17 protein-coding genes are annotated in these 16,561 nt (G+C 72.0%); 3 read left to right on the forward strand and 14 right to left on the reverse strand.

Features of this window, described 5'->3' with window-relative positions; translation table 11 throughout:
• Position 1 precedes the first annotated feature (1 nt).
• From cysK to ABGB16_RS16905, 12 genes are all read right to left on the reverse strand, one after another.
• Positions 2 to 1,027, reverse strand: coding sequence for a cysteine synthase A (gene cysK / locus ABGB16_RS16850; protein WP_347669005.1), 1,026 nt, complete (start codon positions 1,025 to 1,027; stop codon positions 2 to 4).
• Positions 1,024 to 1,662: a serine O-acetyltransferase EpsC gene (gene epsC, locus ABGB16_RS16855; RefSeq protein ID WP_347669006.1), complete on the reverse strand. Its 639-nt coding sequence runs from the start codon at positions 1,660 to 1,662 to the stop codon at positions 1,024 to 1,026. Before epsC ends, cysK begins: the two co-directional genes overlap by 4 nt.
• 125 nt (positions 1,663 to 1,787) lie before the next feature.
• A complete protein-coding gene (locus ABGB16_RS16860) occupies positions 1,788 to 2,069 on the reverse strand; it encodes a hypothetical protein (protein ID WP_347669007.1) in 282 nt (93 codons plus the stop codon).
• Positions 2,070 to 2,093: 24 nt separating this feature from the next.
• Positions 2,094 to 2,681, reverse strand: coding sequence for an NAD(P)H-dependent oxidoreductase (locus ABGB16_RS16865; protein WP_347669008.1), 588 nt, complete (start codon positions 2,679 to 2,681; stop codon positions 2,094 to 2,096).
• A complete protein-coding gene (locus tag ABGB16_RS16870) occupies positions 2,678 to 3,874 on the reverse strand; it encodes an FAD-dependent monooxygenase (protein WP_347669009.1) in 1,197 nt (398 codons plus the stop codon). Before ABGB16_RS16870 ends, ABGB16_RS16865 begins: the two co-directional genes overlap by 4 nt.
• Positions 3,871 to 5,229, reverse strand: coding sequence for a dihydroorotase family protein (locus ABGB16_RS16875; RefSeq protein ID WP_347669010.1), 1,359 nt, complete (start codon positions 5,227 to 5,229; stop codon positions 3,871 to 3,873). Before ABGB16_RS16875 ends, ABGB16_RS16870 begins: the two co-directional genes overlap by 4 nt.
• Positions 5,226 to 6,353 carry an acyl-CoA dehydrogenase family protein gene (locus ABGB16_RS16880; protein ID WP_347669011.1) on the reverse strand — a complete coding sequence of 376 codons (1,128 nt, stop codon included), beginning with the start codon at positions 6,351 to 6,353 and terminating at the stop codon, positions 5,226 to 5,228. The genes ABGB16_RS16875 and ABGB16_RS16880 overlap by 4 nt, the downstream gene beginning before the upstream one ends.
• Positions 6,323 to 7,378 carry a PrpF domain-containing protein gene (locus ABGB16_RS16885; RefSeq protein WP_347669012.1) on the reverse strand — a complete coding sequence of 352 codons (1,056 nt, stop codon included), beginning with the start codon at positions 7,376 to 7,378 and terminating at the stop codon, positions 6,323 to 6,325. The genes ABGB16_RS16880 and ABGB16_RS16885 overlap by 31 nt, the downstream gene beginning before the upstream one ends.
• Positions 7,375 to 9,204: an asparagine synthase (glutamine-hydrolyzing) gene (asnB, locus tag ABGB16_RS16890; protein ID WP_347669013.1), complete on the reverse strand. Its 1,830-nt coding sequence runs from the start codon at positions 9,202 to 9,204 to the stop codon at positions 7,375 to 7,377. Before asnB ends, ABGB16_RS16885 begins: the two co-directional genes overlap by 4 nt.
• 20 nt (positions 9,205 to 9,224) lie before the next feature.
• The gene (locus ABGB16_RS16895) at positions 9,225 to 10,166 is read right to left on the reverse strand and encodes a cysteine synthase family protein (protein WP_347669014.1); all 942 of its coding nucleotides are present in this window, start codon (positions 10,164 to 10,166) and stop codon (positions 9,225 to 9,227) included.
• Entirely contained in the window at positions 10,163 to 10,963 is an 801-nt protein-coding gene (locus ABGB16_RS16900) for an aldolase/citrate lyase family protein (protein WP_347669015.1), read from the reverse strand. The genes ABGB16_RS16895 and ABGB16_RS16900 overlap by 4 nt, the downstream gene beginning before the upstream one ends.
• A complete protein-coding gene (locus tag ABGB16_RS16905; RefSeq protein WP_347669016.1) occupies positions 10,960 to 11,820 on the reverse strand; it encodes a TauD/TfdA family dioxygenase in 861 nt (286 codons plus the stop codon). The genes ABGB16_RS16900 and ABGB16_RS16905 overlap by 4 nt, the downstream gene beginning before the upstream one ends.
• Positions 11,821 to 12,125: 305 nt before the next feature.
• On the opposite strand from ABGB16_RS16905, the gene ABGB16_RS16910 reads away from it, so the two are divergent.
• Both ABGB16_RS16910 and ABGB16_RS16915 read left to right on the forward strand, forming a co-directional pair.
• On the forward strand, positions 12,126 to 12,779 hold the full coding sequence (locus ABGB16_RS16910) for a TetR/AcrR family transcriptional regulator (protein WP_347669017.1): 654 nt from the start codon (positions 12,126 to 12,128) through the stop codon (positions 12,777 to 12,779).
• Positions 12,776 to 13,225 carry a DUF6069 family protein gene (locus tag ABGB16_RS16915; protein WP_347669018.1) on the forward strand — a complete coding sequence of 150 codons (450 nt, stop codon included), beginning with the start codon at positions 12,776 to 12,778 and terminating at the stop codon, positions 13,223 to 13,225. Before ABGB16_RS16910 ends, ABGB16_RS16915 begins: the two co-directional genes overlap by 4 nt.
• Before the next feature lie 39 nt (positions 13,226 to 13,264).
• Here ABGB16_RS16915 and ABGB16_RS16920 read toward each other — a convergent pair whose 3' ends face one another.
• Positions 13,265 to 14,044 (reverse strand): TylF/MycF family methyltransferase, encoded by a 780-nt coding sequence (locus ABGB16_RS16920; protein WP_347669019.1) that lies wholly within the window; start codon positions 14,042 to 14,044, stop codon positions 13,265 to 13,267.
• 100 nt (positions 14,045 to 14,144) lie between these two features.
• Complete coding sequence (locus tag ABGB16_RS16925) at positions 14,145 to 15,506, reverse strand: DUF6365 family protein (protein WP_347669020.1); 1,362 nt, start codon at positions 15,504 to 15,506, stop codon at positions 14,145 to 14,147.
• Between the two features lie 130 nt (positions 15,507 to 15,636).
• Here ABGB16_RS16925 and rfbD point away from each other — a divergent pair, with 130 nt between their 5' ends.
• Positions 15,637 to 16,560, forward strand: a complete 924-nt coding sequence (rfbD, locus tag ABGB16_RS16930) for a dTDP-4-dehydrorhamnose reductase (RefSeq protein WP_347669021.1) — start codon at positions 15,637 to 15,639, stop codon at positions 16,558 to 16,560.
• The last annotated feature ends 1 nt before the right edge of the window (position 16,561 follow it).

Below are 16,561 nucleotides of genomic sequence, written 5' to 3' on the forward strand. Positions count from 1 at the left end.
CTCAGTCCTCCCCCGATGAGAGTGGTTCTCGTACCGGCGGCACGAGCGTTCTGTCGCCGGCGCCGGCGGCTTCGTCGTCCGCCCAGATGCTCAGGTAGCGCTCTCCGGTGTCGGGCAGCACGGTGACGATGGTGCGACCGGCGTTCTCCGGACGCCGGGCCAGGCGCGAGGCGGCGTGGACCGCGGCACCCGACGAGACCCCCGTCAGGAGGCCGACCCGCCGGGCCAGCCACTGCGCCGTGGTCAGCGCCTCCTCGTCGGTGACGGTCAGCACCTCGTCGATGATGCTCCGGTCGGTGGTGTCCGCGACGAAGCCGCCGTTCATGCCTGGTATGGCATGGGTCCCGGGGGAACCGCCGGACAGCAGCGGCGACGTGGCCGGCTCGACCGCCACCGCACGCAGACGGGGATTGCGCTCCTTGAGATAGGCCGCCGCCCCGCACAGGGTGCCGCCCGTGCCGATGCCACAAACGAGCAGGTCGACCCGGCCGCCGGTGTCCGCCCAGATCTCCGGACCGGTGCTCTCGCGATGCGCGCGTACGTTGTCGGCGTTCTCGTGCTGCCGCGGGAACCACGATCCGGGGGTGTCTCGGTGCAGCTGCATGGCCCGGTCGATGGCGCCCTGGTACCGCTCGTCGCGCGGGGTGAGGACAACCTCGGCGCCGAGCGCCAGCAGCAGTCCGATCCTCTCCCTGGTCGCGCTGTCCGGCATGACGATCACGCACCGGTAACCCCGGGCGGCGCAGAGGGCGGCGAGGGCGATGCCGGTGTTGCCCGACGTCGCCTCGATCACCGTACCGTGACCCGGCCGGAGCAGGCCCGCGGCTTCGGCGCCGCGCAGCATCCACAGCGCGGTCCGGTCCTTGACGCTGGCGAGCGGGTTGGTGAACTCGAGTTTGGCCAGCAGGTCGGCGCCCGGGGCCGCGTGCGCAACGGGCAGCCGCAGCAGGGGGGTGCCACCGATGAGATCCTCTATCCCGGCCGCGATACGGCTTCCGGCCGGCCGGGTGGTCACGTGGGTGCTCACCAGCAACCTGCCGAGGCGGTGTGTCGCAGCAGGGCTACGGCGTGGCTCCTGCCGTCGCGTAGCGAGACGGCAGCGGCGGGGGCCAGCGCCCGGCTGTGCGACGAGACGTCGTCGATGACCAGGGCCTGCGCACCGATGACGGCGTCGTGTCCCACGGTCACCGGCCCCAGCACGGTGGCGTTGGTGCCGAGCACGACCCGGTCGCCGACCACCGGATGCCGCCGTTCGCCGGCGCTTCGTCGCCGGTCGCGCCACCACCCGACTGCGCCGAGTGTCACCTGGTGGTAGATGGTGACGTCGTCGCCCACGACGGCGGTCTCGCCGATCACGACCCCGGCTCCGTGGTCGATGAAGACCCGGCGGCCGAGGACGGCACCGGGATGGATCTCCGTGCCGGTGAACGCCCGCGCGAGGAGCATCAGCAGTCGGGCGGACAGCCGACGGCCGCGGCGGTGGAGGGGGTGGGCCACCCGGTGCGTCCACACTGCCGGAAGCGCTGGGTGCAGCAACGCCTCCAGGGCGTTGCGCGTGGCAGGGTCTCGCTCCACGACGGTCCTCAGGTCCTCGGCGAGCAGTCGCAGCAGGCCGGGCGAGCCGACGGCCGCGCACGGACGCGTCTGCGCGATGGTCCTCACAGCTCCTCCGATCCGGCGAACGACGGTCGGCGATGCGGACGCCCTGGTGACGAAATGTTAGCCGCCTTGCACACAGCGCTGTACCCCCATTCTAAAGAATTCCGGAATTTCGATCGATGTGGCGCTCAGATCCGCGCCTCACGCGGCAGGGCGGCCACGATCTCCTGGTCGAAGTTGACCGCGCTGCACCACCGTCCGGGACCAAGCCGGAGCCATACATCGCTGACGATGCTGCCTTCCACCACCGTCTCGCCGACCGTCCAGCCGTCGGCGCGGTGACGGGTGACGCCGTCGGGCAGGAGCACCTCGACGATCTCGCTGGTGAGCGACGGGCCGGTACGCACGTTGGCGTCCCGCCAGATCAGCCCGGCCGTGAAGTCCGTTCTGGGAGCTGGGGAGGTGGTCATCGTGTCTCCTTTTTCCGGTACTGTTCAGGTACGCGCGGGCAGGGGTTCGGCCGCCGCCCTGGCGGTGAACCGGCTCATCGCCAGCACCTGGGCCAGCAGCGCACTCATCCGGGTACGGCATTCCGGGTCCGCCTCGGTCTGCTGAGCGTCGAACGCATGCGGGTCGGTCACGGTCACACCGAGCGGCGTGGGCCACGCGCGCAGGGCGTGGCACACGGTCCGTAGGGTCGCCAGGGTCGACACGGCACCCTGGGCGCCGGCGCCGACCGCCACGCAGCCCACCGGCCGTCCGTCGAGGAAGGGTCGCGGGCCGTCGAGGTCGTTGACGTAGTCGAGGGCGTTCTTGAGCAGGCCCGAGACGGTGCCGTGGTATGCCGGCGAGACGAGCACGACACCGTCCGCTCGGCCGAGGGCGTCGAGGAACTCCCGGGCCCCGGCGTGGGTGCGCGACAGCCCCGGCCGATAGAACGGGAACTGCAGCGCGGCCCCGGGGAAGACAATCGTCCGGGCCCCGTACGCGGCGCACTCCCGTGCGCACCATTCGGCGACGCGTTCCGATGTGGAACCGGGTCGCAGCGACCCGCTGACCATGACGACGAGCGGCGTGGTCATCGCGGCACACCTCCTGTGAGGGGCAGCCCCACGGGCTGCCAGTCCATGAACGACAGGGCAGCGGCGTCCTTCCTGCCGCGACGTCTCATGACGTCATCGCGCCTGCGGGCCTGCCGGGCTCCGGCGCCCTGGTCGAACTCGCCCTGACGACGCGACTCGAGCACCACCGCGGCGGCACGTCCGACCCGCGCGTTCTCGTACGCCCGCACGGCGGCCGCGACGTCGCTCGTGGCGCCCGTCGCGGCGGCCAGCACCGCGGCGTCCTCCAACGCCAGGTTCGCGCCCTGCCCCAGCGCGGGCACCATCGGATGGGCCGCGTCGCCGAGCAGCACGACCTGCCCGTCCGACCAGCGGTCCACCGGGTCCCGGTCGCGAATGTCGGTCACCGTGATCTCGTCGACCGGCGAGTCGGCCACCATCCGCAGGACGGACGGACACCAGTCGTGCATCAGGTGCAGCAGGGCCGCGTGCGCACCGGCCGGTCCACGCGCCGGCCACTCGGCCGGCGACGCACTGATCTTCGCCGTCCAGTAGCACCTGCCGCCGCCCACGGGAGCGGTGAACAGTTGCAGCCCAATGCCGTTGACCACGAAGCTCTGTGGCCGGTCCGGCGGCAGGGTCGCCCGCCCGCGCACCGACGTGTATCCGCGGTACAGCGGCGCGCCGTCCCCGACGACCATGGCGCGTACGACCGACCGGAGCCCGTCGGCGCCCACCAGCAGATCGGCCTCGAGGACGCGGTCGTCGGCGCGCACCGACACCCGCCCGGCCCGCGTGGTGTGGCCGTGCACGGTCGTACCGAGCTCGACGCGGACGCCTGCGGCGCACGCCTCGTCGGCGAGCGCGCGGTGCAACGCGACACGCATCACCGCGATCATCGGGCGGCCCAGGCGCCGGCACACGTCACCTATCGGCTCCCGGGCGAGCACCCGGCCGGTCGCGTCCATCAGCAGACGCGTCTCGCCGGGGCGCACGACGTGACCGATGCGGCGCAGGCGTTCGCCCAGGCGCGGACTGATCGCGTCGGCTGCCGCGACGCCATTGGGGTGAAGCATCAGACCGCCGCCGGTGGCCGCCGGCTGCCCGGCACGCTCGAGCACCGTCACCGACCAGCCGCAGCGGCCCAGAGCGGAGGCCGTGGCGAGCCCGCCGATCCCGCCGCCGGCCACCACGGCCGTCCTCGCCGTCGTCACCGCAGCCACCTCCCCTCGGGCCGGCCGAACGAGCCGGTCTCGGCGTCCCAGATCACCTCGCCCCGGCGTACGGTGCGGCGCACGCGGCCCGTCATCGTCCAGCCCTCGTACGCCGACCATCCGCACTTGGACCACGTCTGCGGCGCCGACAGCATCCAGGTGACGTCCGGCTCCAGCAGCACGAAGTCCGCGTCGGCGCCGGTCTCCAGCCGCCCTTTGCCTGGCAGACCGAACAGCTCGGCCGGGGCACTCGCGAGCAGGCGCGCCAGCCGCACGGCGGCCACGTCCGGGTCCTCATCGGGCCAGCGTCGGCGCATGCCGGTCCAGACGGCGACGGCCAGTTCCTGGACTCCGGGCAGGCCGGGGGGCGAGTCGCGGACCGAACGGGTCTTCTCCCGGACGGTGTGCGGGGCGTGGTCGCTGCCGACACTGGCCGCCTGGCCGGTGCGCACCGCCTCCCACAGCCGGTCCTGGTCGGCCTGGTCCCGGATCGCGGGCGACAGCCGGGTGCGCGCGCCGAGGCGGCGCGCGTCAGCGCGGGTGAAGGACAGGTGGTGGCCGGTCACCTCGAATGTGAGCGGCAGGCCGGCGGCCCCGGCGGCGCACACCAGATCGGCTTCCTCGGCGCTGGACAGGTGCAGGATGTGGGCCTTGGTGCCGTACCGACGCACCAGCTCCACCACCCGGGCGACCGCCGCGATGGCCGCGGTGCGCGGGCGCCGGGGCTCGTAGTCGAGATAGTTGCGGGGCTCCCCCCACCACCGGTCGAGCAACGCGAACAGCCCGCCGTCCTCGGCGTGCAGCACGAGCCGCACGCCGCCCCGGGCCGCCGCCGCGAAGGCATGCTCGAGCCGGCCGGGATCGTCGAGCACGGTCGGCGCGGTGTGGTGGCCCGCCATGAAGATCTTCGCACTGGTGGCCACCGTCGGGTCGAGTCCGGCGAGCAGCTCCGGGCGCTGTGGGTCCACGCCGATGTGGAACCGGTGGTCGACCAGCGACTGTCCCGCGACCAGCCGCGCCTTCGCGTACACCGCCTCTTCGCTGAGCGTGGGCGGCAGGGTGTTCGGCATGTCGATGACGGTGGTGACGCCGCCCGCTGCGGCGGCGCGGCTGCCATGCGCCCAGTCCTCCTTGTGCGTCAGGCCGGGGGTACGGAAGTGGACGTGCGAGTCGATCAGCCCGGGTAGGACGTAGTCGTCGCCGGCCTCCAGCACCGGCACACCCGGCGGCACGACGGCGGTGCTGTCCTCGACGCCGGCGATGGTGCCCGCCCTGATCAGCAGGTGCCCGGCCCGGACCCCGTGCGGAGTGATGATCCGCCGTCCGCTGACCACCATGTCGAGATCGACCCTCATGCCCATGCCGCCGCCACCAGATCACGGCAGAGCTCGTTCGCGGGACCCATGAGGGCCACCGCACGGGCGTCCGCGAGTAGCCGGTTGACCCGGGCGGCCGCCATGTAGCCCGACGACCCGAGCATCCGGGCGACGTCGACGCACACCTGCTCGGCGGCCTCCGACGCGTAGACCTTGCTGTGCAGCGTGGTGAGCCCTGGCTGGGCGGACGACCGGGCACCCGCCCGTTCGACGATCGCCTCGATGGACTCGACGCGGGTCGCCAGGTCGGCGATCCGGTGCGCACCCGAGGGCGTCGCAGCGGGGCCCCAACGAGCCCGGTGCTCGCGTGCCATCGCGAGGGCCGCCCGCGCGATGCCCGCCGCCACGGCGCCCAGAGTGGCACCGGAGTCGCGAACCCCGGCGATGATCTCAGGTGCCCGGCCCGGCGGGCCGAGCCGGTCGTCGTCGGTCACCAGGCATTGCCGAAGCGACACGAAGCCGGTCGCGGAGCCCCGCATGCCGACGAGGTCCAGGCTCAGGTCCGGGGCCAGGCCGGGGTTCGTGCCGCGCACGAGGAAGAACGACTGGCCTGATGAACCGTAGAGCGCGGTGTCGCCGGCCTGCGGCTCACCGGTGCCGACCAGGACGAGGTAGAGGTCGGCCACCGAGGCGCCGGTGGTGAAGGACTTGGCGCCGTCCAGCACCCACATGCCGTCCGAGCGCCGTACGGCCGTGCTGGTGAGGTTCCGCTTCGCGGCACCCGCGCCGGGCTCGCTCCACGCCGAGGCCGCCAGCCACGACCCGTCCGCCAGGCGGGGCAGCAAGGACCGCCGCTGCCGCTGTGTCCCCCACTCGGCGATCCGCGCGCACACGGCGAAGTGCTGGAACGCGATGATCGCCAGTGACGGGTTCGCCTCCGCGAGCCGGAGCACCGCGCGATTGACCTCCACTGCGCCGCCACCCCGGCCGCCGTGTCGCGCCGGAACCGCCGTGGCCAACAGACCGGAGCTGCGCAGCACGGCCAGAGCCTCCGGGTCCGGACGGCCCGTGACTGCGGTCCGCTCGGCCGAGACCTGGAGCACTTCCTCGGCCTCCGCGGACAGTTCGCTGTTCATACCGGTGTCACCGACGACGCCAAGCATCGGGAAACCTCCTCGAATTGCAGCCGGGCCAGAGGTTCGAGCAGGAACGAACCCTGGAATTCGACGCGTTTGCCGGCGACCGAGGCGTACGCGAGGGCGGCCACGCCGCCCACCTCCCCCAGGGCCGTGGTGACCGTGGTCCGGCCGTTGGGTGTGACGATCTCGATGGGACGGCCGACGGCACCGGCTGCCTGGGCGATCTGCTCGGTCACGGTGCCTGGTACCCGTAGGGCCGACGCCAGGCAGACAGCGCCGGTCAGCGCGATGGTGGGGTGCCAGCCGGGCACGGTGACGGCGCGCGCGGCGATCCGTCCCGGGCCGGCCGGGAGGATGGCCGCGATCTTCGGGAACGCACCCGCCCGCGGCCAGCCCAGGTGATCCGCCGCGGCCGCGCGGATCCCGGTCATCCGGGCGAACAGCTGTGGACTGTGGCCGAACAGCGTGGCGGGATCGGCGAAGCCGAGGCTGCGCGCGTCGACGAAGGCGTACGGGTTCCCGGCCGAGACCAGCGACACCTCGGCCTTTGTGCCGCCACTGTCCAGCAGGGTGCGCGGGCTGCCGGTCAGCAGCAGGGCGGTGACCGGGACGGGCTCCGGACGTACGAAGTGGACGGTGAACTCCGCGCTGTCCCGGGTGATCCGGTCGACCTCGCACACGACGTGGTCGCCGTTGTTGCGTACGTGGACCCGGATTCGGCCGTCGGCCGTCAGCCTGCCCACCATTCCCATCCGCTCGGCCGCCAGGACCGCCGACAGGATGGAGTGCCCGCACGAGCCGCGCAGGTCGAACCGGTCCACCGCGCCCGGCAGCGCCTGCACAAACCGGTAGTCCAGGTCGAACATGGGATGTACGGACGGCTGAACCAGCGCGAACTTGAGGACGTGGCTGCCGCCGGCCGCGAACAGGTAGCCCCGGGCCGCAGCGAGGTACGCGAGCAGTTCGTCCTGGTCGGCGGGCAGCCGGTCGCCGTCGAGGACGATCGTCGGGCAGGGGCTGCCCGCGGCGTACGCCAGGTGCCCGATCATGTCGTCACCGCCGCGACCCCGGCGGTCCGTCGGTCACGTTGGAACTGGTCGAGCCAGACCTCGTACACGAGCAGAGCCCAGATGGTCACCGCCGTCTCGTCCCGCGGTCGCCGGGACTGCGCCGTGAACAGCGCGTCGACCGCCACCGGGTCGAGGCGTCCGCCGGCTGCCAAGCGCGAGCCCGCCAACACGTCCCGGCCGTACTCCCACAGCGGCTCGCCAGGTCGCAGCATCGCGGTCACCGGCAGGGTGAAGGGTTGCTTCGGCCGGCTCAACACCTCGTCGGGCAGCAGGCCCCGGGCGGCGCCGTACAGCGCGCGCTTGACCGCGTCGCCCCGGATACGCAGGTCGTCCCCGAGTGCCCGGCCGAGGCTCAGCACGCCGGGCTGGCAGAACGGCAGCCGCACCTCGACGGCGCTCGCCATGCTGAGGTGGTCCACCCGGCGCAGGTGGTACGCCGGTAACCGGTAGCGCTGCTCGAAGGCCAGGATCCGCCCGAGCACCGTCTGCGCCCCGGTGTGCAGCAGGTCGAGGGCTTCCGGCGGGATCGGCGACCGGTGCCGGACGAAGGCCTGGTACTCGTCGGCGTAGAGCGCGTACCGGCGCGCAGCGGGCAGGACCGCGAGCTCGTCGAGGTAGCGCGGGAGCCAGTCCGCCCGCGACCCGCCGGCCACCGCCGCACGCATCCGGGAGTACCCACCGAAGACCTCGTCGGCGGCATCGCCGGTCAGGGCGACCTTGAAGCCGGCGTCGTGTACCGCGGCGAACAGCCCGTAGGTGCTCAGGGTGATGGGGTCGGCGTTGGGCTGGCCCAGGTGCCAGACGACGTCCTCGATCATCGAGGGGAACGCCGCCGGGTCGAGTTCCACCTGGTGGTGCACCGTGCCCGCGGACCGCGCGACCCGCTCGGCGTACCCTCGCTCGTCGAAGGGCCACGAGCCCCGGTAGGCGACGTTGAACGAGTGCACCGGCCGGTGCCGGGCCGCCAGCGCGGTGACCAGGCTGGAGTCCAGGCCTCCGGAGGTGACGACGGCGACCGGCACGTCCGCGACGAGCAAGCGGCCCACCTCGGCGGTCAACCGGTCTCGCACCAGCCGCGCCGCGGTGTCCAAGGAGGTCACCGGCGGGCACTCCGAGAGGCGGCGGATTCTCAGCCGCGGTTGCCCGTCCAGCTCGCACCGCAGGGTGGTGGCGGGTGGCAGGACCTTCACGTCACCGAACATGGTCTGTTCGCCGAATGGCGTCTTGGTGGCCAGGTAGGCGTCCAGGCCCTCCTGCCACAGGTCTGTTCCGACCGCCTGGAATCCCAGCAGCGCCGGTATCTCCGAGGAGAAGTACAACGACCGCTCCGCCGGGTCCCACCGGTAGTAGAGCGGCTTCATACCCGCGGGATCGGTCACCAGCAGCAACGTCGGCACGTCGCGCCGGTCGAGGACGGCGATGGCGTACATGCCGTCGAGCAGGTCGGTGAAACCCTCGCCGTACGCGTCGTAGAGGGCCGGGATGATGCCGCCATCGCAGCGGTCGGCGAACGCGTATCCCCGGGCCCGGAGCAACTCGCGCAGCTCGTCGTGGTTGTAGATCTCGCCGTTGAACACGACGGCGATCCGGTCGTCCAGCTCGTAGGGCTGCGCGCCGCCGTCGAGGTCGACGATGGCGAGCCGGTTGTTGCCCACCCCCCAGCCCGGCGCGTGGGTGCTGCCCGTGCTGTCCGGGCCCCCGTGCCGCTGCAGGGCGGCCACCGCCCGGACCTCGTTGCGGGACGGCCTCGCGTTGAAATACCCATATATACGGCACATGGCCCTTTCCTCCGGGTGCACGGACACGCCCCGTCCGAGCGGACGGCCTACTCGTGCGCGAGGGACAGGTAGCGTTCGCCGGTGTCGGGAAACACGGTCACGATCGTGGCGCCGGCCCACTCCGGCCGGAGCGCCACCACGCGGCAGGCGTGAGCCGCGGCACCGGAGGAGACGCCGACCAGGAGCCCATTGGCACGGCCCAGCTCACGCCTGGTCTGGGCCGCGTCCGCGTCGGACACGGCGATCACCTCGTCGATGAGGGACAGATCCGTGATGGTCGACACGTAGCCGGCGCCGATGCCCGGGATGGCGTGCGGCCCGGCCTCGGCGCCGGAGAGCACCGCGGAACCGGCGGGCTCCACGGCGACCACGTACGGGTCCGTCCGCTCCTTGAGGTACCGGGCGGTACCGGTCAGCGTGCCGCCGGTGCCGACCCCGCACACGAAGACGTCTACATCTCCCCCGCACGCCTGCCACAGCTCGGGTCCGGTGGTCTCGTAGTGGGCCCGTACGTTCGCCGGGTTCTCGTCCTGGTGGGCCAGCCACGAGCCGGGCAGCGATCGTTGCAGCTCCTCGGCCCGGCGCCAGGCCGCGGGCAGGCCCTCCTCGTGCGGTACGAGCACCACCTCGGCGCCGAGCTCGCGCAACACCTGCCGGCGTTCCGCAGTGGCGTCGTCGGGCATGAGGATGACGCAGCGCAGGCCGCGAACCGCGCAGAACGCGGCGATCGATATGCCGGTGCTGCCGGAGGAGCACTCGATAACTGTCGTGCCGGGGCCGAGCCGGCCCTGCCGCTCGGCCGCCCGCATCATGTAGAGCGCCGGCCGGTCCTTGACGCTCAGCAGCGGATTGAGGTATTCCAGCTTGGCGACGACCTGAACGTCCGGCGGAACGCCGGTCAACCGGACCCGCAGCGCGGGTGTCCGCCCGACAATGTCCTCGATCGACTCGGCGTACCGGCTCCGGACCCCCGGCACGGCGCGGGTCACCGGTCCGCTCCCTCGGCACCGCGCGCGGCCGCCAGATGCCGCGCCGCCGCTTCCTGGAGGTGGGTGATGTCGCTGGAGACGGTGGCGAAGGTGAACCCTTGCTTGAGCCGCTGCGCCGCGGTGGCCCCGTCGGGGCAGTGCATGCCACTCGCGATGCCCACCCGCGCGGCCGCTTCCGTGATTTCTTTCAAGGCGCGGGACAACTCGTCGGCCACGGCGGGATCCCCGAAGTAGGCCCCGCCGAGCGCGACCGTCAGGTCGGCGGGCCCGACGTAGACCGCGTCGAGCCCGGGCGTGGCACAGATCGCGGCGAGGTTCCGCAGCGCCGCCACGGTCTCGATCATGATGATGCACGCCACCGCCTCGTCCAGCTCGGCCGGCACCGAACCGAGGCGCAACTCGGCGCGCACCGGCCCACCCATGCTCCGCGTGCCCGTGGGCCAGTGGCGGCACGCCCGCACCGCCCCGGCCGCCTCCTCCACGGTGTCCACCATGGGAACAATCACCGCGCGGGCGCCGGCGTCGAGCGCGATGCCGATGGTGGCGGAGGCGGCGGAAGGGACCCGGATGACTCCGGCCGACCGGCCCATGGCGTCGACCGCCAGCATCGCGTTGCGCCACCCGGCGGAGTCGGTGACGCCATGCTGCCCGTCGACACCGATGTAGTCGTAGCCGACGCCGGCGAGGCGTTCGGTGCCCACGGGGTTGTCGCAGGCCACCCAGTATCCGACGAGCTGCTCGCGGGACCGGAGCCGGGCGGGGAAGGAGCCCGGCCCGGTGGCCGCCGCCGGTTTCACCGCTCCTCCTGCACGACATAGCTGGTCTTGCCGTCCAGGCCGACCGGGACGTCCCCCGTGATCGAAACCCGGTGCAGGACGCGCTTGTGATCGTCGTAGTCGTCGACCGCGTAGTGCTGCGTGCAGCGGTTGTCGAAGATCAGCACGTCACCGAGCTGCCAGCTCCAGCGGATGACATGCTCCGGCCGGCGGACGTAGGACTGGAGCACGTCGATGATCGGCCGCGACTCCCGCAGCGTCATCCCGACCAGCCGCTGGGCAAAGCCACCGAGGAACAGACACGGCTCGCCCGACTCCGGATGCACCCGCACCACGGGGTGCGCCGCCTCGTACCGCTTGGCCAGGAAAGCCCTGCGCACCTCGTCGCCGCGCTCGGTGCCGAGTCGCGGTTGCTCGGCGTGGTTGGTGTGCACCGCCCAGAGCCGGTCGGCGACGTCGCGCAGCTCGGCCGGCAGTGCTCTGTACCCGGCCTCGGCGTTGGCGACCAGCGTGTCGCCCCCGTACGGCGGGAGCACAACGCTGCGCAAGGACGTGCCGAGCGACGGGGTGACGGTGAAGCTGATGTCGCTGTGCCAGTGGTTCGCCCGTTGATCCTCGCCGTCCACCGGGATCACCTGCGGATTGTCCTCGGCGGTACGCATCAGCGGGTGGCGCTGGGTCAGCGGGCCGAACCTGCCCGCGAAGGCGAGTTGGTCCGCGTCGGTGATGTCCTGGCCGCGAAAGACCAGCACCTTGTACTTCAGGAAGGCGGCGTGCAGCTGCCGGAAGATCTCGGCGGACAACTCGGTACCGAGGTCGACTCCGGTGACGACGGCACCGACTCGTCCACCGACCTCGCGGATGCCGAACGATGACATGGCCACTCCTCTCTGTTCGGCCCGGGCGGTCACCCGATGCCGGACGGCAGGCCGGCACGAGGCCGGGCGCGGATGGAGGACAGGGCCTGCGCGGGCCGCGGAACTGCCGGGCCCGGCGGCAGGCGCGGGAGGGCACGGGCCGAGTCGGCCCACGACGGACGGCGCGGTCGGTCGCCGGTGACGGCGATGTCTCGGCGAGGACGTTAGGAGGGTCGGATCGAGCGCCGGTCGAGAGCGGCTCGCCGCTTCGTCGCTGAAACAACCCTCCTTGACGGAGTGAGCACTCACTCGTTAATCTGCTGCCTATGACGAACGACTCGCCACCCGCCCGCCCGCGCACGCGCGCCCCGGGCATGACCCCCGAGCAACGTCGTCGCATGATCATCCAGGCGGCGCTTCCGCTTGTCGCCGAGTACGGCAACGCGGTGACCACCCAGCAGATCGCCCGGGCGGCGGGCATCGGTGAAGCGACGATCTTCCGGGTCTTCGCGGACAAGGAGGAGCTGCTCCAGGCCTGCGTGGCCGAGGCGATGGACAGCACGACCCTGCTCCAGCAGCTGCGTTCCATCTCGCTGGAGCTGCCACTGGCGGAGCGCCTCGCCGAGGCCGGCGACACCCTGGACGGGTACCTGGCTCGAATGGGTGCCGTGATATCCGCCCTGCAGGCGTCCGGACTCCAGCGGGGCCGTGCGGCAGTCAACGACCGGTCCGGTGACGGCTCCACGGAAACCGCCTCCAGCGGCGCCCGGCCCCCGGATCCGACCCGCGAGGCGCTCGCCGAACTGTTCGAGCCGGAGCGTGGCCGCCTGCGGCAGCCCGTCGAGACACTGACCGAGATCTTCCTCAGCCTGGCGTTCGGACGAGGCAGGTTCCTGGCCACCGGCCAGCCGAAGATCGACATGGCCCAACTCGTCGACCTGTTCCTGAACGGCGCCGTCGAACCGAAGGAGCGCCCATGACCACTCAGAACATGCTCGCACCCACGCGGCCACGGTCCCGGCGCCGGTCACGTGCGCTCGCCGTCGCGGCGGCCGTCGTGCTCCCGTCCCTCATCTGGATGGTCACCGTGTTGGCCTTCGGCCACCGGCTGATCGTGACCGACGGCTCCGGGAGCCGGTCGCAGGAGATCGGCCTGCCGCCGGTGATCCTGCTGTCCCTGGTCGTCAGCCTCCTCGGCTGGGGACTGCTCGCACTGCTGGAACGCTTCACCCGGCGCGCCGGTGTCATCTGGGCGGTCGTGGCGGTTCTGGCGCTCGGCGTGTCGTTCCTGCCCCTGACCGGGCCGGGCACAGCGTGGGCGAGCCGCGTCGCGCTGGGGCTGATGCACGTCACCGTGGCCGCGGTCCTCCTCACCGTGTTCCTCAGGACGAGCACAACGGCTCGCGGCCGGACGCAGGAGAGCTGACGCCGACCGGCGGGCGCCCGGCAGACGGCGCGTCGGTGGTCACGTCCGGCGCCAGAACACCGCGTTGTTGTCGATGCTCTTCACAGCGTCGTCCACGCCGTGTTCGCGCCGGTAGTCGTGCACGGCCTGCCGGCAGGCCGTGATGTCGTAGTCGTCCACGATGAGGTAACCACCGGGCGACAGCCGCGGATACAGGCTCGTCAGGGCGTCCATGGTGGAGTCGTAGAGATCACCGTCGAGGCGCAGCACGGCGATCCGGTCGACCGGTGCGGAGGGCAGCGTGTCGGCGAACCAACCGCACAGGAACCTGACCTGGTCGTCCAGCAGCCCGTATCGGCGGAAGTTCTCCCGTACGTCCTCCAAGGAAACCGACAGGACGTCGTTGAACCGGTGCAGGCCGAGTTTCTGATCCAGCGGGTGGCCGACGCCGCCGGCGTCGGGAATGCCGGCGAAGGAGTCGGCCGCCCACACCGTGCGGTCGGTGACCCCGTGCGCCTTCAAGATGGCGCGCATGAGGATGCAGACACCGCCACGCCACACCCCGGTCTCCACCAGGTCGCCCGGGACCTTCTCGGCGAGAACGGTCTCCACGCACTCCTGGACGTTGTCCAGCCGGTTCGTTCCCACCATCGTGTGCGCCACGGTCGGCCAGTCCTGGCCGGCCGCGCGCCGCTCGGCGTCGTACGCGGTATCCGTCAGCCAGGACGTCGACTCGGCGGCGTCCTGATAGACGGAGTTGACCAGGACACGCTTCATGAGGTCCAGGTATAGATCCACGCCTTCGGACACGGGCTGTCCTTCCCCTTCGTCGATGGCCACGTACTGGTCGGCACGCGGCGGTGAGCAGTGGCGCGTCGTGGGCCGTGAACGGCCGTTCCGGCGGCCCGCCGGACGGGGCGGGCCGCGCCCGCACGCAGGCTCAGGAGACGGACACCGTGGTGCTCCCGAGGCCGGCCCGCCGCACCGCCGCGGTGAACACCTCGGCGGTAGGCGGCAGCGCGTCCACGGCCGCCAGATAACGCGCACGCCGATCCGCCAGCCGCCGCTGGGCGCCCGGGTCGTAGAGCAGCCCCGTCAGGTCGTCGACGATCCCGCCCCCGTCGAGCACCTCGCGCTGCACGACCGCGTCGAGGTACGGGTTGCCGGCCAACATCGGTTCCAGGAAGGAGTGGAATCCCTTTGGCCACAGACGGAACGGCTCGATCGGCAGGGTCTCCGCGAGCCACTCCGCGACCCGCGCGTCCGGATCCGGCCACTGCCGCAGGACGGCGGCGGCCGCGTCCGCGTCCGGCACGTCGAACCGGTTGGCGAGCAGGATGGCGGGAATGTCCATCAGGGTCGCCCTGATCGCCGTCAGACTGTTGACGGCCAGCGACAGAACCACGTCGGACGCGCTGAGCAGAGCGTGGTACCGCTCCGGCGGACACGTCGGCACGAAGTGCACGCGCTCGGCCGGGAGAGCCCGGAACGCTGCCGGCATGACACCGACGAAAAGGAAGTGAGTCCGCTCGGGCAGGCGCCGTAGGTGACCCGCAAGGAGCGCGGGAACCCGCTCGGCGAGACGGTGGATCATGTCCGGCAGCCCGCGCTCGTCCGGATCCGGCTGCTGCCAGGACGACACCGGCACCATCACCAGCCGGTCATCACCGGACAGCCCGAGATCCTCACGCACCATGGCCCGCTCCGCTGCGCTCAGGCGGACCTCCGCGGGCAGAATCCGGTACGGGAACCCACGACCGGAGTCACCGGCGTCGAACTGACCGACCGGCACGGGGCGCAGGTGTGCCGGCATGTCGAGGATCCGGCGGCTGACCGCGCGCTCGGCGGGCAGCCCGCAGACGTCGAACTGGAAGGAGGTCTTCTCCCAGTCCCACAGGTCGACCGGCAGCACCGGCACCTGGTAGTCGTCCAAGAACCAGGGATTGAGGTCGAACCGGCGCGACAGTGTGCTCCAGTAGGTCAGGTAGTCGGCGAGGACGATGACGTCCGGTCGTGCCTCACGCACGACCCCGTCGATGACGCTCCGGATATTCCTGCCCTGCACCGGATCGGCGACGGTGTGACGGAATCCGTGGTGGTGGGCGGTCTGCTGGCCGGCGGGCGAGACGACGAACTCGCACTCCATCCCGGCGGAGCGAAGCTGCCGGGTGAGTCCGGTGCCGATCAGGGTTTCGCCGTACGCTGCGTCGGACAGCGCGAAGGTCAGTACTCTCATGCTGATCATCTCCGTGGCGGGTTCGCCGATGGCGTCGACCGCGCTGCCGCGGGCGTCCTCCGGCACAGTGCACCCACCATTGACGTGGCCCCTCAACCGGCACTCGACCGGTGATGGAGGGCGCCGGTACGCCGGGCGGCGCCGGTGCTGGCGCCGCGTCGAGGGGCGTTCGAGCGGCCGTTCCTAGCCTGCGACCATGAGCCGCTGGCTGATCACCGGCGCCGGAGGGCTGCTGGGCCGGGAGCTGACTCACCGGTTGAACCATCACGGTCACGAGGCGTACGGCCTCGACCGCGAGCACCTGGACATCCGTGACCGTGTCGCCGTGGCGGCCGCGGTGTCGGCCGTCGCGCCGGACGTCGTCGTCAACTGCGCCGCGGTGACGTCGATCGAGCGGTGCGAGGCGGACCAGGAACTGGCCATGGCCGTCAACGCCGCCGGCGTCCGGAATCTCGCCGAAATCTGCGCGGGCACCGGATCCCGGCTCGTGCACATCTCGACCGACTACGTCTTCGGCGGCCGGGCGAGCCTGCCGTACCCGGAGGACGCGCCCCCGGACCCGGGCAACGCCTACGGCCGTACGAAGGTGGTGGGTGAGCGGGCGGTACGGGAGGCGCTGCCGGACACGGGGTACGTGCTGCGCACCTCGTGGCTGTACGGCACCACGGGCCGGAGCTTCGTCCGCACGATGATTCGACTCGAACGCGAACAGGAGTCGACGGCCGTGGTGGACGATCAACGCGGCCAGCCGACCTGGGCAGGCGACGTCACCGAGCGGATCCTCGACATGCTGCGCCTGGGCGTGCCCGCCGGCATCTACCACGCCACCAACTCCGGCTCGGCCACCTGGTACGAGCTGGCCCGCGAGGTGTTCGCGCTGCTGGGAGCCGACCCCGCCCGAATCCGCTCCACAACCAGCGCGGAACGCGGCGAGACCGTCGCCCGCCCCGCCTTCAGCGTGCTGGGCCACGGTCGCTGGCGGGCGGTGGGGCTGCCGCCGCTGCGGCACTGGCGGACGGCCCTGCACGCCGCTTTTCCGCAGGTGCTGCGGGCAGCAGACGCGACGGAGGCCGCCACCGGCGGCGCTCGCGACCGGACACACGTCCAACCGAAGGAGTGAT

The organism is Micromonospora sp. B11E3, from assembly GCF_039871625.1.
GTDB lineage: Bacteria > Actinomycetota > Actinomycetes > Mycobacteriales > Micromonosporaceae > Micromonospora.